We start from the raw sequence: 15,327 nt of genomic DNA on the forward strand, positions 1-15,327 counted from the left end.
CGCTCTAACCCACCTTGCCGGCGAGGTCGTCCGCCAGCCCGTCCAGGACCGACTTCGCGCCCTTGCCGCCGTAGATCTCCTGGAGGGCCGCCGCCCAGCTGGTCGTCGCGTCGAAGAACTGCGCCTGCGGGGTGAACTGGATCTTCGTCTGGTCGACGACCGTCTCGAAGGTCTCCAGGAAGCCCGGCAGGTGCCGCATCTTGTTCTTGTAGGCGGCGTCGTCGGCGACGGACTTGCGCACCGGGTCGATGTGGTTGTGGGCGATCGCGCTCCTGCGCAGGTGCTCCTTGCCGGTGGCCCACTGCAGGAACAGCCAACTGGCGCTCTTCTTCTTGCTCTTGGCGTTCATGCCGAGCGACCAGATCCACATGTTGGTCGCCAGCGACCCGCCGGGCCCCTTCGGCCCCGGGTGGAAGGCGATCTTCCCGGAGGCGGGGCTCGCGCCCTTCACCGCCTGGAAGTAGGCGGCCGTGTCGGCGTCGAACAGCATGCCGGCCTTCTTCGCGCCCAGGTCGCTGGAGCACTGGTACCAGGTGTACGACGTCCAGGACGGCGGCCCGCCCTGCTTGACCATGCGGGCCCAGTCCTCGGTGAAGGCGACGGCCTCGGGGCTGTTCATGGCGGGGGTGAGCTTGCCGCCGTCGACGGTGAAGTCCTTCAGCCCGTTGCGGGCGTACATCGTCATGAAGCCCGGGTGGATGGTGGCCCAGCTCCTGGACCCGCGTACGGCGATCCCGTACATCCCGTCGTAGCCGGCGCCCGGCGCCTTGCGCTTGATGGTCCCGGCGAGTTCGGTCAGCTCGTCGAACGTCTCGGCCGGCTTCACGCCGAGCTTCCCGAACAGCTCGGTGTTGTAGGCGACGACGTTGGTCTCCCAGCCCCACGGCAGCGCGTACTGCCCGCCCTGCCCGAGCGGCGCGCCCGCCTTCAGGGACCACTGGTCGGCCTGGAGCAGGTTCGGGAAGAAGTCCGCCTGGTCCCATTCGGCGCCCGTCGCCGAGGAGTTGCGCATCCAGGGGCCGAGATCCTCCAGCCAGTTCGGCGGCCCGTACTGCCACACCATGTACGCGCCGAGCATGAACACGTCGTAGGAGGCACGCCCGCTGGACAGGTCCACGGTGAGCTTGTCGAAGTAGTTGTCCTCGGGGAAGACGTCGTACTCGACCTTGATGCCGGTCTTCTCGGTGAACGATTTCAGGTCGGCTATCAGGGCGTCCGTGTACGGGTGCTTGTTGAGCAGGGCCTTGACGGTGGTGCCCTTCTCCCGCTTCCAGTCGAAGGAACCGGTGACGTCGTCCGCCGCCGACCCGTCGCTCTTGTCGTCGTTCCCGCCGAAACCGGCGCCGCAGGCCGCGAGTAACGGGGCCGCCGCCGCCCCGGCGGCGAGGGCGAGGAAGCGCCGGCGGTCGTGCACGTGCGTGTCCATCCGTACCTCCGCGTGGAGCCTGGTTAACACGTCGAGTCGACTCGTTAACAGAGGGTGGAACGGCTGAAGTTGGGCGTCAATCCCTCGCGCACGGGAAAATATCGGGGCACAGTGAGAAGTTCACAGATCCGGCTGCGACGGCACGGGAGGTTCCGGATGGTGGACGAGGGTGCGGGCTGGCTGGGTATCGACCTCGGCACGCAGAGCGTCCGCGTGCTGCTCGTCACCGCCGACGGCACGGTTCTCGGCAGCGGCTCGGCCCCGCTGACCGGGCGGCGGGACGGCGTGCGGCACGAACAGGACCCGCTGCGGTGGTGGGCGGCGCTGTGCACGGCGTCCAGGGCGGCCCTCGGCTCCGCGCCCCCGCGCCTGCGGGTCGGCGGACTCGCGGTGTGCGGCACCTCCGGCACGGTCCTGCTGACCGACGGCTCCGGCCGTCCGGTGAGCCCCGCGCTGATGTACGACGACGGGCGGGCCCAGGCCGAGGCCGCGCGGGCCCGGCGGGCGGGGCTCGCCGTCCAGGACACCTGGGCGCTGCCGAAGGCGCTGTGGCTGCTCGGGGAGTACGGCGGCGGCTCGCTGCGCCTGGCGCATCAGCCCGACCTGATCGTCTCCCGCCTCACCGGCGAGCCGCCCCCGGCCGATTCCAGCCACGCCCTGAAGACGGGTTACGACCTCGACGGCGACCGCTGGCCGCGGGCCGCCCTGGACGGACTGGGCGTGCCCGACAGCCTGTTGCCGGACGTCGTCCGCCCCGGGACGCGCCTCGGCGAGGTCGGCCCGGCCGCCGCCGACGCCACCGGCACCCCCGCCGGCACACCGGTGTTCGCCGGGATGACCGACGGCTGCGCGGCCCAGATCGCGTCGGGCGCGCTGCGGCCCGGCTCCTGGAACTCGGTGCTCGGCACCACGCTCGTGCTGAAGGGCGCCGCCCGCGACCCGGTCCGCGACCCCTCCGGCGTGGTCTACAACCACCGTGCCCCCGACGGCACCTGGCTGCCCGGCGGGGCGTCGAGCGTCGGCGCCGGGGCACTCTCGGCGCGCTTCCCCGACGCCGACCCGGCCGGTATGGACGCGCGGGCGGCGGCGTACGAACCGTCCCGTGCGGTCGCCTACCCGCTGGTGTCACCGGGGGAGCGGTTCCCCTTCCGGGCGCCGGAGGCGACCCCGCTGATCCTGGGCGACCCCGCGGAGGGCGCCGATCTGTGGGCCGCGCTCCTCCAGGGCGTCGGCTTCGCCGAACGCCTGTGCCTGGACTACCTGCACCACCTCGGCGCTCCCCTCGACGGCCCGCTCACCTTCACCGGCGGCGGCGCCCGCAGCCCCTACTGGAACCAGCTGCGCGCCGACATCCTGGGCCGCCCGGCCCGCGTCCCCGAGCAGACGGAACCGGCCCTGGGCATGGCGGCGCTCGCCGCGTACGGGGCGTCGGGGTCCGGTGCGACGCTCGCGGACGTCGCCGAGCGTATGGTCCGCGTCCGGACCGTCGTCGAACCCCGCCCCGGCCGCACGGCCGCCTTCGCCGAGCCGTACGCGCGTCTGGTGGACGCCCTGCGGGACCGCGGCTGGCTGCCCGGGCCGGTCGCCGCGCACGCACACAGCCGACTGAGCCGGGATACTTCCGCATCATGAGTACGACCCTCCTGCTGGTCCGCCATGGACAGACCGTCTGGCACGCGGAGAACCGCTATGCCGGCATCAGCGACATCGACCTGACCGACACCGGCCGCACCCAGGCCGAGGCCCTCGGCCGGTGGGCCGGTGCCCACCCCGTCGACGCGATCTGGACGTCCCCGCTGTCCCGCGCCGTCGCCACCGCCGAGCCCGCCTGCCGTGCCCTCGGCCTCACCTCCCAGAGCGAACCCCACCTGCGTGAATGCGATTTCGGCGTGCTCGAAGGCCGTACGCTCGCCGAGTTCGAGGCCGAGGACCCGGAGTGGGCCGCGGCCTACCGGGCCGACCCGGTGGAGCACTCCTTCCCCGGCGCCGAGGACCCGCTGGCCGCGGCGGCCCGTGGCGTGAAAGCCCTGCGGGACATCGCCGCCGCCCACCCCGGCGAACGCGTCCTGGTCGTCGCCCACAACACCCTGCTGCGCCTGGTGCTGTGCACCCTGCTGTCGATCCCGGTCGGCGAGTACCGCAGAGTGCTCCCACGGCTCCGGAACGCGGCGATCAGCGAACTGCGCATGAACCCCGACGGTTCCGCCGCACTCCTCTCACTCAATGTGCCGTGCGAGACCGATGTGCCGTAGCACCATGGGCACATGACGCAGATCGACACGTCGGTGCCGCACTCGGCCCGGATCTGGAACTACTGGCTGGGCGGCAAGGACAACTACCCGGTGGACGAGGCGGCGGGTGACGCGTACACCGCCGTCTTCCCCGGCATCGTGACCATCGCCCGCAGCAGCCGCGCCTTCCTGGGCCGCAGCATCCGGTACCTCGTCCAGGTGGCCGGCGTACGGCAGTTCCTCGACGTCGGCACCGGCCTGCCGACCGTCGACAACACCCACGAGGTCGCCCAGCGCCTCGCTCCCGAGTCGCGCGTCGTCTACGTCGACAACGACCCGCTGGTCCTCACGCACGCCCGCGCCCTGCTCACCTCCACCCCCGAGGGCGCGACGGCGTACGAGCCGGTCAGTCTCTACGAGCCCGAGCAGATCCTGGAGGCCGCCGGGAAGACCCTCGACCTCACCCGGCCCACGGCCCTGATCCTCAGCGGCATCCTGGGGCACGTGGCCGACTACGAGCAGGCCCGCGACCTGGTCCGCCGTCTCCTGGCCGGCCTGCCCCCGGGGAGCCACCTCTCCCTCAACGAGGGCTCCCGCGGCACGGACCCGGCCTACGAGCAGGCCCAGGACGCCTACAACGAGACGGGCGCGGTCCCCTACTTCCTGCGGCCGGTCGAGCAGATCGAGGCGTTCTTCGAGGGCCTGGAGCTCGTGGAACCGGGCGTGGTCTCGGTGCCGCTGTGGCATCCCGAGCCGGGCGCGCCGACCGGGCCGATCGGCCAGCACGGCGGGCTGGGCCGCAAGCCGTAGCGCGGCGAACGGACAGAAGCCCCCCGCGAGTCACGTCCTCGCGGGGGGCTCCCTCTTACCGCCTGCCGTGCGTGAAAGGTGAGAAGACGATCACGAGGCAGGACGACTCAGCGGCGGGCCGTCGTCACGGCGCCAGCAGCAGCACGTCCGTCCGGGACTTGGCGGCCTCGTAACGGCGCGCCACGTCCTGCCAGTTGACGACCTGCCACATGGCCTCGATGAAGTCCACCTTCTGGTTCTTGTACTGCAGGTAGAAGGCGTGCTCCCAGGCGTCGAAGACCAGGATCGGGGTGGCGCCCTGGCCGACGTTGCCCTGGTGGTCGTAGACCTGCTCCACGATCAGCCGCCCGCTCAGCGGCTCGTGGGCGAGCACACCCCAGCCCGAACCCTGCGTGGTCGCGGAGGCCTTGGTCAGCTGGGCCTTGAAGCCGGCGAACGACCCGAACGACTCCACGATGGCGTCCGCGAGCTCCCCCACACCGTCGGCGGCCAGCGGCTCACCGCCACCGTCCTTCGGGCCGGTCATGTTCTGCCAGTAGATGCTGTGCAGGATGTGCCCGGACAGGTGGAAGGCCAGGTTCTTCTCCAGCCCGTTGACCGCCCCCCAGGTCTCCTTGTCCCGCGCCTCGGCAAGCTGCTCCAGCGTGTCGTTGGCGCCCTTCACATAGGCGGCGTGGTGCTTGTCGTGATGCAGCTCGATGATCTCGGGGCTGATCACGGGGGCGAGCGCGGAGTAGTCGTAGGGCAGTTCAGGCAGCGTGTAGACGGGCATGGGCGGGATCCCCTCCGGACCTCTTATTGCAACAGCCTTGCAACTGCACGCTAGCAGCAGGAACGGGTCGACGGGTGGTCCGGGCACGCAAAAGGCCCCCGCGTGTGTCGCGGGGGCCTTCGGCGGTGGATCTCCTACTGCTTGGCGCGGGCCCTCTGCCACCCGTACCCGACGGCCGCCAGGACCAGGATCATCCCGCCCGTCGAGTACAGCTGCACCCGCGTGTCCGGCTCCCGGGCCATCAGGACGAAGACCGCGGCCATGCCGGCCAGGGCGACCCAGGTCAGCCAGGGGAACGCCCACATGCGCACGGCCAGCTTCTCGGGTGCCTCGCGCTCCAGGCGGCGGCGCAGGCGCAGCTGCGAGACGGCGATGAAGATCCAGACGACCAGGATGACCGCGCCGATCATGTTCAGCAGCCAGGCGAAGACGTCGTCGGGCCGCCAGTAGCTCAGCAGCACGCACAGGAACCCGAAGACGGAGGACGCCAGCACGGCGATCCGGGGCACCCCGCCCGAGACCCGGCCCAGCCCCTTCGGGCCCTGGCCGCGGTCGACGAGGGAGTAGGCGATGCGGGAGGCGCCGTAGATGTTGGCGTTCATGGCGGACAGCAGGGCGACCAGGACGACCACGTTCATCAGCTGGCCGGCGCCCGGGATGCCGAGCTCGTCGAGGGCGGCGACGTACGGGCCCTTCTCCACGACCTCCTTGGAGTCCCACGGCACCAGCGTGACGATGACGGCCATCGAGCCGATGTAGAACAGCGCGATGCGCCACATCGCCGTGCGGACCGCGGTCGCGACGCCCTTGACGGGGTTCTCCGACTCGGCCGCCGCGATGGTGACCGTCTCCAGGCCGCCGTAGGCGAAGACCGACGCGAGCAGGCCGATGACCAGGCCCTCACCGCCGTTCGGCAGGAAGTCCGTGAGGTGGCTCGCGCCGGGGGAGTCCGTGCCGGGCAGGATCCCGAGGATCGCCAGGACGCCGAGCACCAGGAACAGGGTGATCGCGCCGACCTTCAGCGCCGCGAACCAGAACTCGAACTCGCCGAAGTTCTTCACGGCCGCGAGGTTCGTGCCGCAGAAGACGACCATGAACAGCGCGACCCACGCCCACTCGGGCGTGCCCGGCAGCCAGCCGCTGACGATCTTCGCGGCGCCGATGCCCTCCAGGCCGACGGCCGTGCACAGCAGCACCCAGAAGGACCAGCCGGCGGTGAATCCGGCCCAGGGGCCGATCGCCCGCTCCGCGTGCGCCGAGAACGACCCCGACGACGGATACGCGGCCGACATCTCGCCGAGCATCCGCATCACCAGCATCACGAGGACACCGGAGAGGGCGTAGGCGACCACGATGGACGGGCCGGCCGCGGCGATACCGGCGCCGGAGCCGACGAACAGACCGGCTCCGATCACCCCGCCGAGGGCGATCATCGACAGGTGGCGCTGCTTCAGGCCGTGAGACAGGGAGGTGTCGTCCGTGCTGGACGGGGTCCCCGTGGTGGTGCTGCTGGGCATGGGCGCGGCTCGTCCTATGCGTGAGAGGCGTACGAGGGCAAAAACGCCGCCAGTCTCGGATGCCTCTCCGCTCACACGAAGAGGCATCCCACTATCCGGACGGTCGCGTCGCTCTGTGTGGCTAGGCGGCGAGCGGTGAGTAGTGCGAGGCGTCGCCCTCGATGGCGTAGCTCTCCTTGCCCTCGATCCCCACGGGGATGTCCCCGGCCACGGTCACCCGGTGCAGGCGCCGGGGCCGCCCGTCGTAGTTGTCGACGGCGTAGTGCTGGGTGATGCGGTTGTCGAACAGGACGAGCTGGTTCGGCGACCAGCGGTGGCGCAGGACGTTCTCCGGCCGGGTGACGTAGGCCTGGAGCAGGTCGAGGATCTTGCGGGACTCGCCGGGCGAGAGGCCCACGATCCGCTGGGCGAAGCCGCCGATGAACAGCCCGCGCTCGCCGGTCAGCGGGTGGACGCGCACCACGGGGTGGACCGTGCGGTACTTGATCGAGGTGAACTGGGCGCGCCGGGCGGCCTGCTCCTCGTCGACGTCCTCCTCGGGGACGGCGTAGTCGTAGTCGTTGGTGTGCTCGGCCCACAGGGTGTCGGCGAGGCTGCGCAGCGGCTCCGGCAGGTTGCGGTAGGCGGCGGCCGAGCTGGCGATCAGCGTCTCGCCGCCGTAGGGCGGAACCGTGATGCTGCGCAGGCTGGTGGCCTGCGGCGGGTTCAGCACGAAGGTGACGTCGGTGTGCCAGTGGTTGGCGGCCCGGCCGCCCTCGCTGTCGACGGGCAGCACGTTCGGGGCGCCGTCGACGGCGGACACCGTCGGATGGGCGGTGGTGATGTCGCCGAAGTGGCGGACGAAGGCCTGCTGGCCGGCGTCGTCCAGGCCTTCCGCGTCGAAGACCAGGGCCTTGTGGACGTTGAGCGCCTCGCGCAGGGCGGTGGAGGTCTCCTGGTCGAGGGGCCGGGTGAGGTCGACGCCCTCGACGCGGGCGCCGATGTTCGCGGTGACCTTGTGGATCTCGATGGTCATGACGGGTTCCTTTCGGAAGAACCGGAAGAGGGGTCAGACGAGAGCGGGGGCGATGACGTGCTGGTTGGCGGGCCGGGGGAGGCCGTAGCGCTCCCGCAGGGTCCGGCGGGCGTCGCCGTACTCGGTGCGGAGCAGCCCGCGGGCGCGCAGGATCGGGACGACGTGGTCGACGAAGGTCTCCAGGCCGGACGGCAGGACGGCGGGCATGATGTTGAAGCCGTCCGCGGCGCCCGACTCGAACCACAACTCGATGGTGTCGGCGACCTGCTCGGGCGTACCGGCGAAGGTGAGGTGCCCGCGCCCGCCGCCGAGCCGCCCGATCAGCTGCCGCACGGTGAGCCGGTCGCGCCGGGCCAGCTCGACGATGAGCGTGTAGCGGCTCTTGGCGCCCTCGACGGCGCTCTCCGGCGGCAGGTCGGAGGGGAGCGGTCCGTCCAGCTCCAGGGTGCCCGGGGCCAGTTGCAGCAGCCGCTCCAGGCGGTCCACCCCGTGCGCGTGCACGATGTGGTCCTCCAGGACCCGCTCGTTCGCCAGCGCCTCGGCCTCCGTGGAGCCGATCACCGGGACGATGCCCGGCAGCACCTTGATGTGGTCGGCGTCCCGGCCGGCCGCGACCGTCCGCGCCTTGAGGTCGGCGTAGAAGGCCCGGGCGTCCTCGATGGTCTGCTGGGCGGTGAAGACGGCCTCCGCGTACCGCGCCGCGAACCGCTTGCCGTCCTCGGAGGAGCCGGCCTGCACGAGCAGGGGATAGCCCTGGGGTGTGCGGGGCACGTTGAGCGCCCCCTCGACGCTGAAGTACCGGCCCTGGTGCCGGGGCGGGTGGATCTTCGCGTCGTCGCCCCACACGCCCGCCGCCTTGTCGGCGATGATCGTGTCGTCCTCCCAGCTGTCCCACAGCTTCAGCGCCACGTCGAGGAACTCGGCGGCCCGCGCGTACCGCTCGGCGTGCGCCGGTTCGGCGTCCAGACCGAAGTTCCGGGCGGCCTCGGCCCCGGCGGTGGTGACGATGTTCCAGCCTGCCCGGCCGCCGCTGAGGTGGTCCAGCGTGGCGAACTTACGGGCCAGGTTGTACGGCGAGTTGTACGAGGTGGAGGCCGTGGCGATCAGGCCGATGTGCTCGGTCGCCGTCGCCAGCGCGGTCAGCAGCGTGATCGGCTCCAGCGCCCCGGCGGGCCGCTGCGCGAGGTTGTTCCACAGCTGTGGGCCGTCGGCGAGGAACAGCGAGTCGAACGTGCCGCGCTCGGCGATCCGGGCGAGCCGTACGTAGTGGGCCAGGTCCACATGCGCGTACGGGTCGCTCTCCGGCAGCCGCCACGACGCCTCGTGGTGGCCGGTGTTCATCAGGAACGCGTTGAGATGCAGCTGTCTGCGGGTCATCGATGGTCCTCCGTGACACCGAGCGCGGCCAGCAGCCGCTCCCGGTACTCGCCGAGCAGGGGGTCGCGGTACGACCGCGGGTGCGCGCGGTCGATGGTGAGGTCGAGGCCGATCCGGCCCTTCTCCAGGACGAGCACCCGGTCGGCGAGCACGATCGCCTCGTCCACGTCGTGGGTGACCAGCAGCACCGAGGGCCGATGCCGCTCCCACAGCTCCCTCAGCAGGCCGTGCATCCGGATCCGGGTGAGCGCGTCCAGCGCCCCGAACGGCTCGTCGGCCAGCAGCAGTTCCGGCTCATGGACCAGGGACCGGGCCAGGGCGGCGCGCTGGGCCTCCCCGCCGGACAGCTCGCCCGGCCAGGCCCGCTCGCGGCCCTTCAGCCCCACCTCCTCCAGGGCCGCACGGCCCCTGCGGCCGGCGTCCTTGCCCTCCGCGCCGAGCAGCACGTTGTCGAGGACCCGCCGCCAGGGCAGCAGCCGGGAGTCCTGGAAGACCACCGACACCCGCTCGGGCGCGGTGAGCTGCCCGCTGCCCGCGACGCCGTGGTCGAGTCCGGCGATCGCCCGCAGCAGGGTGCTCTTGCCGGAGCCGCTGTGCCCGAGGAGGGCAGTCAGCTGCCCGGCGGGCAGATCGAGGTCGATGCCGTCGAGGACCGTGCGCCCCTCGAACGACCGTGTCAAGCCGCGCAGTTGGACGGCGGGACGGGTCAGCTGCTCAGTGTGCGGCGCCATGACAGCACCCTCCGTTCGACGATACGGACCGCGCTGTCGGAGATGAGGCCGAAGATGCCGTAGACGACCAGGCCGACGAGGATGACGTCCGTCTGGCCGTAGTTCTGCGCCTGGAACATCATGTAGCCGAGGCCGCTGGTGGCGTTGATCTGCTCCAGCACCACCAGACCCAGCCAGGAGCCGGTGACCCCGAGCCGCAGGCCGACGAAGAAGCCGGGCAGGGCGCCGGGGACGACGACCTGGCGGATGAACCGGAACTTCGACAGGCCCTGCACCTCGGCGAGTTCGACGAAGCGGCTGTCGATGCCGGACAGCGCGGCGTGTGTGTTGAGGTAGATCGGGATGTAGACGACGATCGCGATGATGGCGATCTTGAAGGTCTCGCCGATGCCCAGCCAGAGGATGAACAGCGGGATCAGACCCAGGGTGGGGATCGCCCGGTTGAGGTTGACCGTCCCGTCGATCAGTGCCTCCCCGGTCCGGGTCAGCCCGGACGCCAGCGCGAGCAGGATCCCCACGACCAGGCCGATCGAGAAGCCGGTGGCCGCGCGCTGCAACGAGGTCAGGATGTCGTCCGGCAGCGTGCCGGCCGTCCACAGCCGGCTGCCCGTCTCCAGCACCGTCCAGGGAGCCGGGATCGCGCCCGGGTCGAGCAGCCCGGCGGCGGAGGCGGCGCTCCACAGCGCGAGCACGGCGGCCGGCCCGACGAGCCGGGTGGCGGGCAGCCGCTTGCCGGGGGCCAGCCGCCGGCGCCTGCGCACCTGGCGTGTCTCCTCCTCGGCGAGGGGAGCGAGCGGTGCGCTCGTGTTCGTGTTCGTGCTCGTGGTGTTCGTGCTCGTGTGCGTGGTCGTGGTCACGGCGGTCACCTCCGGTACTCCGCGGGCACGGCCTGGGCCGCGAGGGACTCGAAGCGGTGGTCGAACAGCTCCGAGACGTCGAACTTCTTCACGAAACCGCCCTCCGCGAGCAGATCGGCGGTCTCCTGCTCCCAGGTGATCGCCTCGTCCCAGCGGGGCGGGAACAGTGGCTTGTTGGCCAGCGCGGTGACCGCCTTGGCCTGCGCGAGGGTCAGGTTCTGCGTCCCGACGTAGAACTGCTCGTTCCACTCGTCGGGGTGCTCGTACGTCCACACCTGGCTCTTCGCCCAGTACGGGACGTACGCGGCGACCGCGGCGGCCTTCGCCCGGTCGTTCAGCACCGACACCGGCGCCCACAGCAGGTTCAGCAGGTCCACCACGTCCGTGGTGATGGTGCGGGCGGTCTTGTACTGCGTCAGATACGCGGGCGCCTGGGTGTTGGCGAGCGGGGCGATGTCCACCTGCCCGGACTGCAGGGCGGTGAGGAACTGGTTGCTGGTCAGCGGCACCAGCTCCACGTCGTCGTACTTCAGCCCCGCCTTCTTCAGCGCCCGCAGCAGGACGACCCCCTGCGCCTGCCCCTGGGAGAAGGCGAGCCGCTTGCCCCGGAAGTCGGAGACCCGGCGGATGTCGCTGCCGGGCTTGGTGGCGAAGAGGTAGTTGGGCTTGCGGGTGATGTTGATCGCGACGATCTTCGCGTCGAAGCCCTGGTAGTGCGCCTGGATCGGCGGAATCCCGGCGTTGTTGGCCACCTCCAGGGACTTCGCGCGGAAGGCGTTGATGACATCGGGGCCCGCGCCGATGTTCAGCCAGTTGGACACCTTGAACGGCAGATCGCGGAACCCGGCCAGCTTGAACTGGAGTTGCTGCGCGTTCTGGTACGAGGAGATCTTCAGGCTCGTCCCGGCGGGGACCTTGGAGGCCAGGGGAGCGTCGGAGGCCGTCTCGTCGGCCGCCGCGCTGCTGTCGGCGCAGCCGCTCAGTCCGGCCGCCGCGGCTGTCACGCCGAGCAGTGAGGTCAGGAACAGGCGCCGGTCTGGACCGGAAACGGAGGACGAGGGCATGGAAGGCTCCCTGGGTATGGAAGGCGGCACAGCGAGCGGAATTCCGGGCAGGAGGGCAGGAAAAGACCTGCCAAGGGAATTCACGCGAATGTCACAAAGGAAGGAGAAGGCGCTCCGTGAAGGGGCGCCGGGGGCGCGTCAACGGGTCAGCAACAGAGGGTGCGACAGCTCGTGAGCGGGCTCATGAACAGGATGTTCCTGGTCAGCGGCCCGGCCTGTCAACATTCCGAGTTTCTGAATTAAATAGCCTCAGGTGACGCGGCCAGCGGATCCCGGTAGAGGACGTCGAGGGCCACCGAACCACCGGCCACCGCCAGCACGGAATCCGGGAAACTGATCGGCGAGACGGTTGCGGCGCGATCCGTCCCGATCTCTTCCCGCAGCGCCGTCAGGCAGTCCTCCCGGTGCATGGCCCCGATCTCCGTCACGACCACCCGCTCCGGGTTGAGCACATCGAGCAGCAACCCGACCGCACGGCCCACCCGCCGCGACCGCTCCCGGAGCAGCCGCACCGCGACCGGGTCACCGGCCGCCGCCGCACCGACCACGTGCATCGGGTTCACCCCGTCGACGACGCCCGCCTCACGGGCCCGCCGGCACAGGGTCCGCTCGCTCAGCTCGACCTGGAGGCAGCCCACCCGGCCGCAGTCGCAGGGCTCCGTGCCGCCCGGCACCGGCAGATGGGCGATCGCCCCCGCCTGGGAGCGCGGCCCATGGTGCACCTCGTCATGGGTGGTGAACGCCGCGTCGACCACATTGCCCGCGAACAGATGCAGCACGCTGCCGCTGCCCCGCGCGCGACCGAACAACCGCTCCGCGTTCACCAACGCCCGTGCGTGCCCGTCCACATGGACCGGCAGGCCGGTGCGCGCCCCGAGCAGTTCCCGCACCGGCACCTCGCGCCAGCCCAGCAGCGGATGCTCCACGACGGTGCCCGAGTCCCGGTCCACCCAGCCGCCCGCCGCGAACCCGACCCCCAGCGCCCTGCTGCCGGGAACACCGGCGAGCAGCGCCACCAGCGCGTCGGCCGCCCGGGCCAGCACCCGGGCGGGGTCGGTGCCGTCGTGCTTGAACTCGCCCCGGGCCACCACCCGTCCGCGCAGGTCCAGCAGCGCGACCGTGGTGTACGGCACCGCCACATGCACCCCGCCCACCACGAACCGGGTGTCGTCGAGGTCGACCGGCAGGTGCGGCCGCCCCACGCCCTTGGACCGCCGCAGCACGGCGGACTCGCGGATGAGGCCCAACTCGCTGAACCGGGCGCAGTAGTCGGTCACCGACGCCGGCGACAGGCCGGTCAGCCGGGCGATGGTGCTGCGCGCGACCGGTCCGTGCTCCAGCACGGACCGCAGGACGACGCTCGCGCTGGTGCGGCGCCGGTCGCTGTCGGCGACACGGGGGATGGGGGACGTCAGAAGGGGAGCCGCGGTACGGGGCATGGGAATCTTCCTGGAGGCCGGTCCGACACTGCGCCGTCTCGATCGGCGGGCCGGATCCCTCCGCCCCGCCTCACCGAGGGCGGCGACAGGTGGCCGTGCCCTGGCGTCGCAGGTCGACATAGCGACGCGACGAGAAGTACCGGGCCTGGGCAACCATGTTCGCGACGCTAGCAAAACGGCCCCGCACTGCCCAGACGGCGACCGACGGGCGAGACGGCCGCCCCGGCGCCTTTGGGGGAAACCTACAGAGGCCCGGTTTCCCGCTCCCGTGTCGCACGGCACCCCATCACCGTGACCGGCATCACGCCTGACTCGCTGTAACCCGCATCCTTTGTGTGAAGCCGACCAACGGCCGGTCCCGGCCTTTGTGGACGGCTGACGGTGATCGGGGCGAGGGCGCTGGGATAGCGTCACGGTGTCCCGACCGGCCCTCACCCTCTCGCGGAGTCCCCATGAGCACCGCTGCCGCCACACCCGCCCGCACCGGACAGGTCCTCGCCGACCTGCTCCCCTCCCCCAAGCTCTCGGCGGCGCTCGAGCAGGGCGGTGCCCCCACCCGAGTCCGGGACGCGGCCCTCGTGCTCGGCGGCGCCGCGCTCACCGGCCTCGCCGCCCAGATCTCCGTGCCCGTGCCGGGCTCCCCGGTGCCGGTGACCGGCCAGACCTTCGCCGCGCTGCTCGTCGGCACGTCCCTCGGCGCCGGCCGCGGCTTCCTGGCGCTCGCGCTGTACGCCGTGGCGGGCATCGCGGGCGTGCCGTGGTTCGCGCAGGGCACCTCGGGCGTCGCCCCCTCCTTCGGCTACATCCTCGGCATGATCCTCGCCTCCACCGTCGTCGGCGCCCTGGCCCGCCGCGGCGCCGACCGCTCGGTGCTGCGCACGGCCGGCGCGATGCTGGTGGGCGAGGCGATCATCTACGCCGTCGGCGTGCCCTACCTGGCCCTCGCCACCGGCATGTCCGCCACCGCCGCGATCGCGGCCGGCCTCACGCCGTTCCTCATCGGCGACGCGCTGAAGGCCGCGCTGGCGATGGGCGTCCTGCCGACGGCCTGGAAGTTCGCGAACAAGCGCTGACACCGCAGGCGTTGCGAAGAGGCCCGCCGGGGGGGTACGCCCCCGGCGGGCCTCTTCGCGTACGAGACGCGACAGGGGGGCCGGTTCAGCCCTCCTGAGCCCCTGGCCGCCGCCGCTGCGACCACCACATTCCGGCCACGCCCGCCGCGAGCAGCGACGCACCGGCCGCGCCCAGCGGCAGCAGATCACGGGCCGGACCGGTCTTCGGCAGTTCCTTCCCGCCCGGGCCCGCCGGCTCGTTGTCGGTACCGAGCAGCAGGGGCGTGGCCGGGGCGTCCGGCGACGGGTTGCTCGTGCCGAACGGCACCGGGCCCTGCTGCCAGAAGGTCTTCTTCCCGTCGCTCGTCTGCACGGGCAGACAGATCTTCCCGGTCTTGCCGAGGTCGAACGTCGCGTCGACGGCGTACGACTTCGACTTACCCGCCGCGAGATTGTCGATCGGGCATGCGAATCCGCTGTTCGAACCCTCCGGAAGTCCCTTCTCGGGTATCGCCGAACACCCCTCGACGCCCTTGACGGCCAGCCCGTCGAAACCGACGACCAACAGCCGGATCTTCCCGCTGTCCTTGCTCCCCTCGTTCTTCACCGTGGCGGTAATGGCCGTCTTTTCGGAATCGTTGTCGACCGAGATCTTCCCGGGCAGCGTCGTGGTGAGCTTCACCCCGGCCGGCGCCGCGTCAACCGCCTTTCCCCCCTTGCCGCTTGCGGGTCCTTCGTCCTCCGCCCCGGCCGTGCCGGAAAGGATCAACACCGCCGAGAAAGATGCCATGACCAGCGATCCGGCGACCGCTGTCGTACGACGAGAACTCATGTTCGTCCCCCTTGCGTCCCCCTGGGCTGCGCCTGAATTCGCAGCACTGAAAGAGGTACCACAAGATTTCCCCGCACTATCCTGGTACGGCGCGAAGTGTGACCGTTGTGTTTCACTGGAGTCGGTCGCGGCGTCGTGGAGGGGGTGCAGCGGATTGCCGGGGAATACGAACAGTGGCGGTGTTCCAGGGATATTGGTGACGGG

The 15,327-nt window shown here is 71.3% G+C and carries 14 protein-coding genes; 4 read left to right on the plus strand and 10 right to left on the minus strand.

The window, feature by feature from the left end; genetic code table 11:
* Positions 1-4: 4 nt before the first annotated feature.
* Entirely contained in the window at positions 5-1,426 is a 1,422-nt protein-coding gene (locus IE153_RS06940) for an ABC transporter substrate-binding protein (protein ID WP_189588878.1), read from the minus strand.
* A 156-nt stretch (positions 1,427-1,582) separates the two neighbouring features.
* On the opposite strand from IE153_RS06940, the gene IE153_RS06945 reads away from it, so the two are divergent.
* From IE153_RS06945 to IE153_RS06955, 3 genes are read left to right on the plus strand one after another with little or no spacing between them, the layout of a single operon-like run.
* Positions 1,583-3,058, plus strand: coding sequence for an FGGY-family carbohydrate kinase (locus IE153_RS06945; RefSeq protein WP_189588879.1), 1,476 nt, complete (start codon positions 1,583-1,585; stop codon positions 3,056-3,058).
* Positions 3,055-3,678, plus strand: a complete 624-nt coding sequence (locus IE153_RS06950) for a histidine phosphatase family protein (protein WP_189588880.1) — start codon at positions 3,055-3,057, stop codon at positions 3,676-3,678. Before IE153_RS06945 ends, IE153_RS06950 begins: the two co-directional genes overlap by 4 nt.
* Positions 3,679-3,690: 12 nt before the next feature.
* The gene (locus tag IE153_RS06955; RefSeq protein WP_189588881.1) at positions 3,691-4,467 is read left to right on the plus strand and encodes an SAM-dependent methyltransferase; all 777 of its coding nucleotides are present in this window, start codon (positions 3,691-3,693) and stop codon (positions 4,465-4,467) included.
* 124 nt (positions 4,468-4,591) lie between these two features.
* On the opposite strand, the gene IE153_RS06960 is transcribed toward IE153_RS06955, so the two are convergent.
* The 8 genes from IE153_RS06960 to IE153_RS06995 all read right to left on the minus strand — a co-directional run bounded on the left by IE153_RS06960 (position 4,592) and on the right by IE153_RS06995 (position 13,239).
* Entirely contained in the window at positions 4,592-5,239 is a 648-nt protein-coding gene (locus tag IE153_RS06960; RefSeq protein ID WP_189588882.1) for a superoxide dismutase, read from the minus strand.
* A 134-nt stretch (positions 5,240-5,373) separates the two neighbouring features.
* Positions 5,374-6,756, minus strand: a complete 1,383-nt coding sequence (locus IE153_RS06965; RefSeq protein ID WP_189588883.1) for an amino acid permease — start codon at positions 6,754-6,756, stop codon at positions 5,374-5,376.
* A gap of 121 nt (positions 6,757-6,877) precedes the next feature.
* Complete coding sequence (locus tag IE153_RS06970) at positions 6,878-7,771, minus strand: TauD/TfdA dioxygenase family protein (RefSeq protein ID WP_189588884.1); 894 nt, start codon at positions 7,769-7,771, stop codon at positions 6,878-6,880.
* 33 nt (positions 7,772-7,804) lie between these two features.
* Positions 7,805-9,148, minus strand: coding sequence for an LLM class flavin-dependent oxidoreductase (locus tag IE153_RS06975; protein WP_189588885.1), 1,344 nt, complete (start codon positions 9,146-9,148; stop codon positions 7,805-7,807).
* Complete coding sequence (locus IE153_RS06980) at positions 9,145-9,879, minus strand: ABC transporter ATP-binding protein (RefSeq protein ID WP_189588886.1); 735 nt, start codon at positions 9,877-9,879, stop codon at positions 9,145-9,147. Before IE153_RS06980 ends, IE153_RS06975 begins: the two co-directional genes overlap by 4 nt.
* Positions 9,855-10,745 (minus strand): ABC transporter permease, encoded by an 891-nt coding sequence (locus IE153_RS06985; protein ID WP_189588887.1) that lies wholly within the window; start codon positions 10,743-10,745, stop codon positions 9,855-9,857. Before IE153_RS06985 ends, IE153_RS06980 begins: the two co-directional genes overlap by 25 nt.
* Positions 10,742-11,800 carry an ABC transporter substrate-binding protein gene (locus IE153_RS06990; protein WP_189588888.1) on the minus strand — a complete coding sequence of 353 codons (1,059 nt, stop codon included), beginning with the start codon at positions 11,798-11,800 and terminating at the stop codon, positions 10,742-10,744. The genes IE153_RS06985 and IE153_RS06990 overlap by 4 nt, the downstream gene beginning before the upstream one ends.
* A gap of 239 nt (positions 11,801-12,039) precedes the next feature.
* On the minus strand, positions 12,040-13,239 hold the full coding sequence (locus IE153_RS06995; protein WP_189588889.1) for an ROK family protein: 1,200 nt from the start codon (positions 13,237-13,239) through the stop codon (positions 12,040-12,042).
* Positions 13,240-13,691: 452 nt separating this feature from the next.
* Between IE153_RS06995 and IE153_RS07000 the strand changes: the two genes are divergently transcribed.
* Positions 13,692-14,312 carry a biotin transporter BioY gene (locus IE153_RS07000; RefSeq protein ID WP_189588890.1) on the plus strand — a complete coding sequence of 207 codons (621 nt, stop codon included), beginning with the start codon at positions 13,692-13,694 and terminating at the stop codon, positions 14,310-14,312.
* Between the two features lie 85 nt (positions 14,313-14,397).
* Here IE153_RS07000 and IE153_RS07005 read toward each other — a convergent pair whose 3' ends face one another.
* Positions 14,398-15,123, minus strand: coding sequence for a hypothetical protein (locus IE153_RS07005; RefSeq protein ID WP_189588891.1), 726 nt, complete (start codon positions 15,121-15,123; stop codon positions 14,398-14,400).
* Positions 15,124-15,327 lie beyond the last annotated feature (204 nt).

This window comes from Streptomyces massasporeus, assembly GCF_014648995.1.
Lineage (GTDB): Bacteria > Actinomycetota > Actinomycetes > Streptomycetales > Streptomycetaceae > Streptomyces > Streptomyces massasporeus.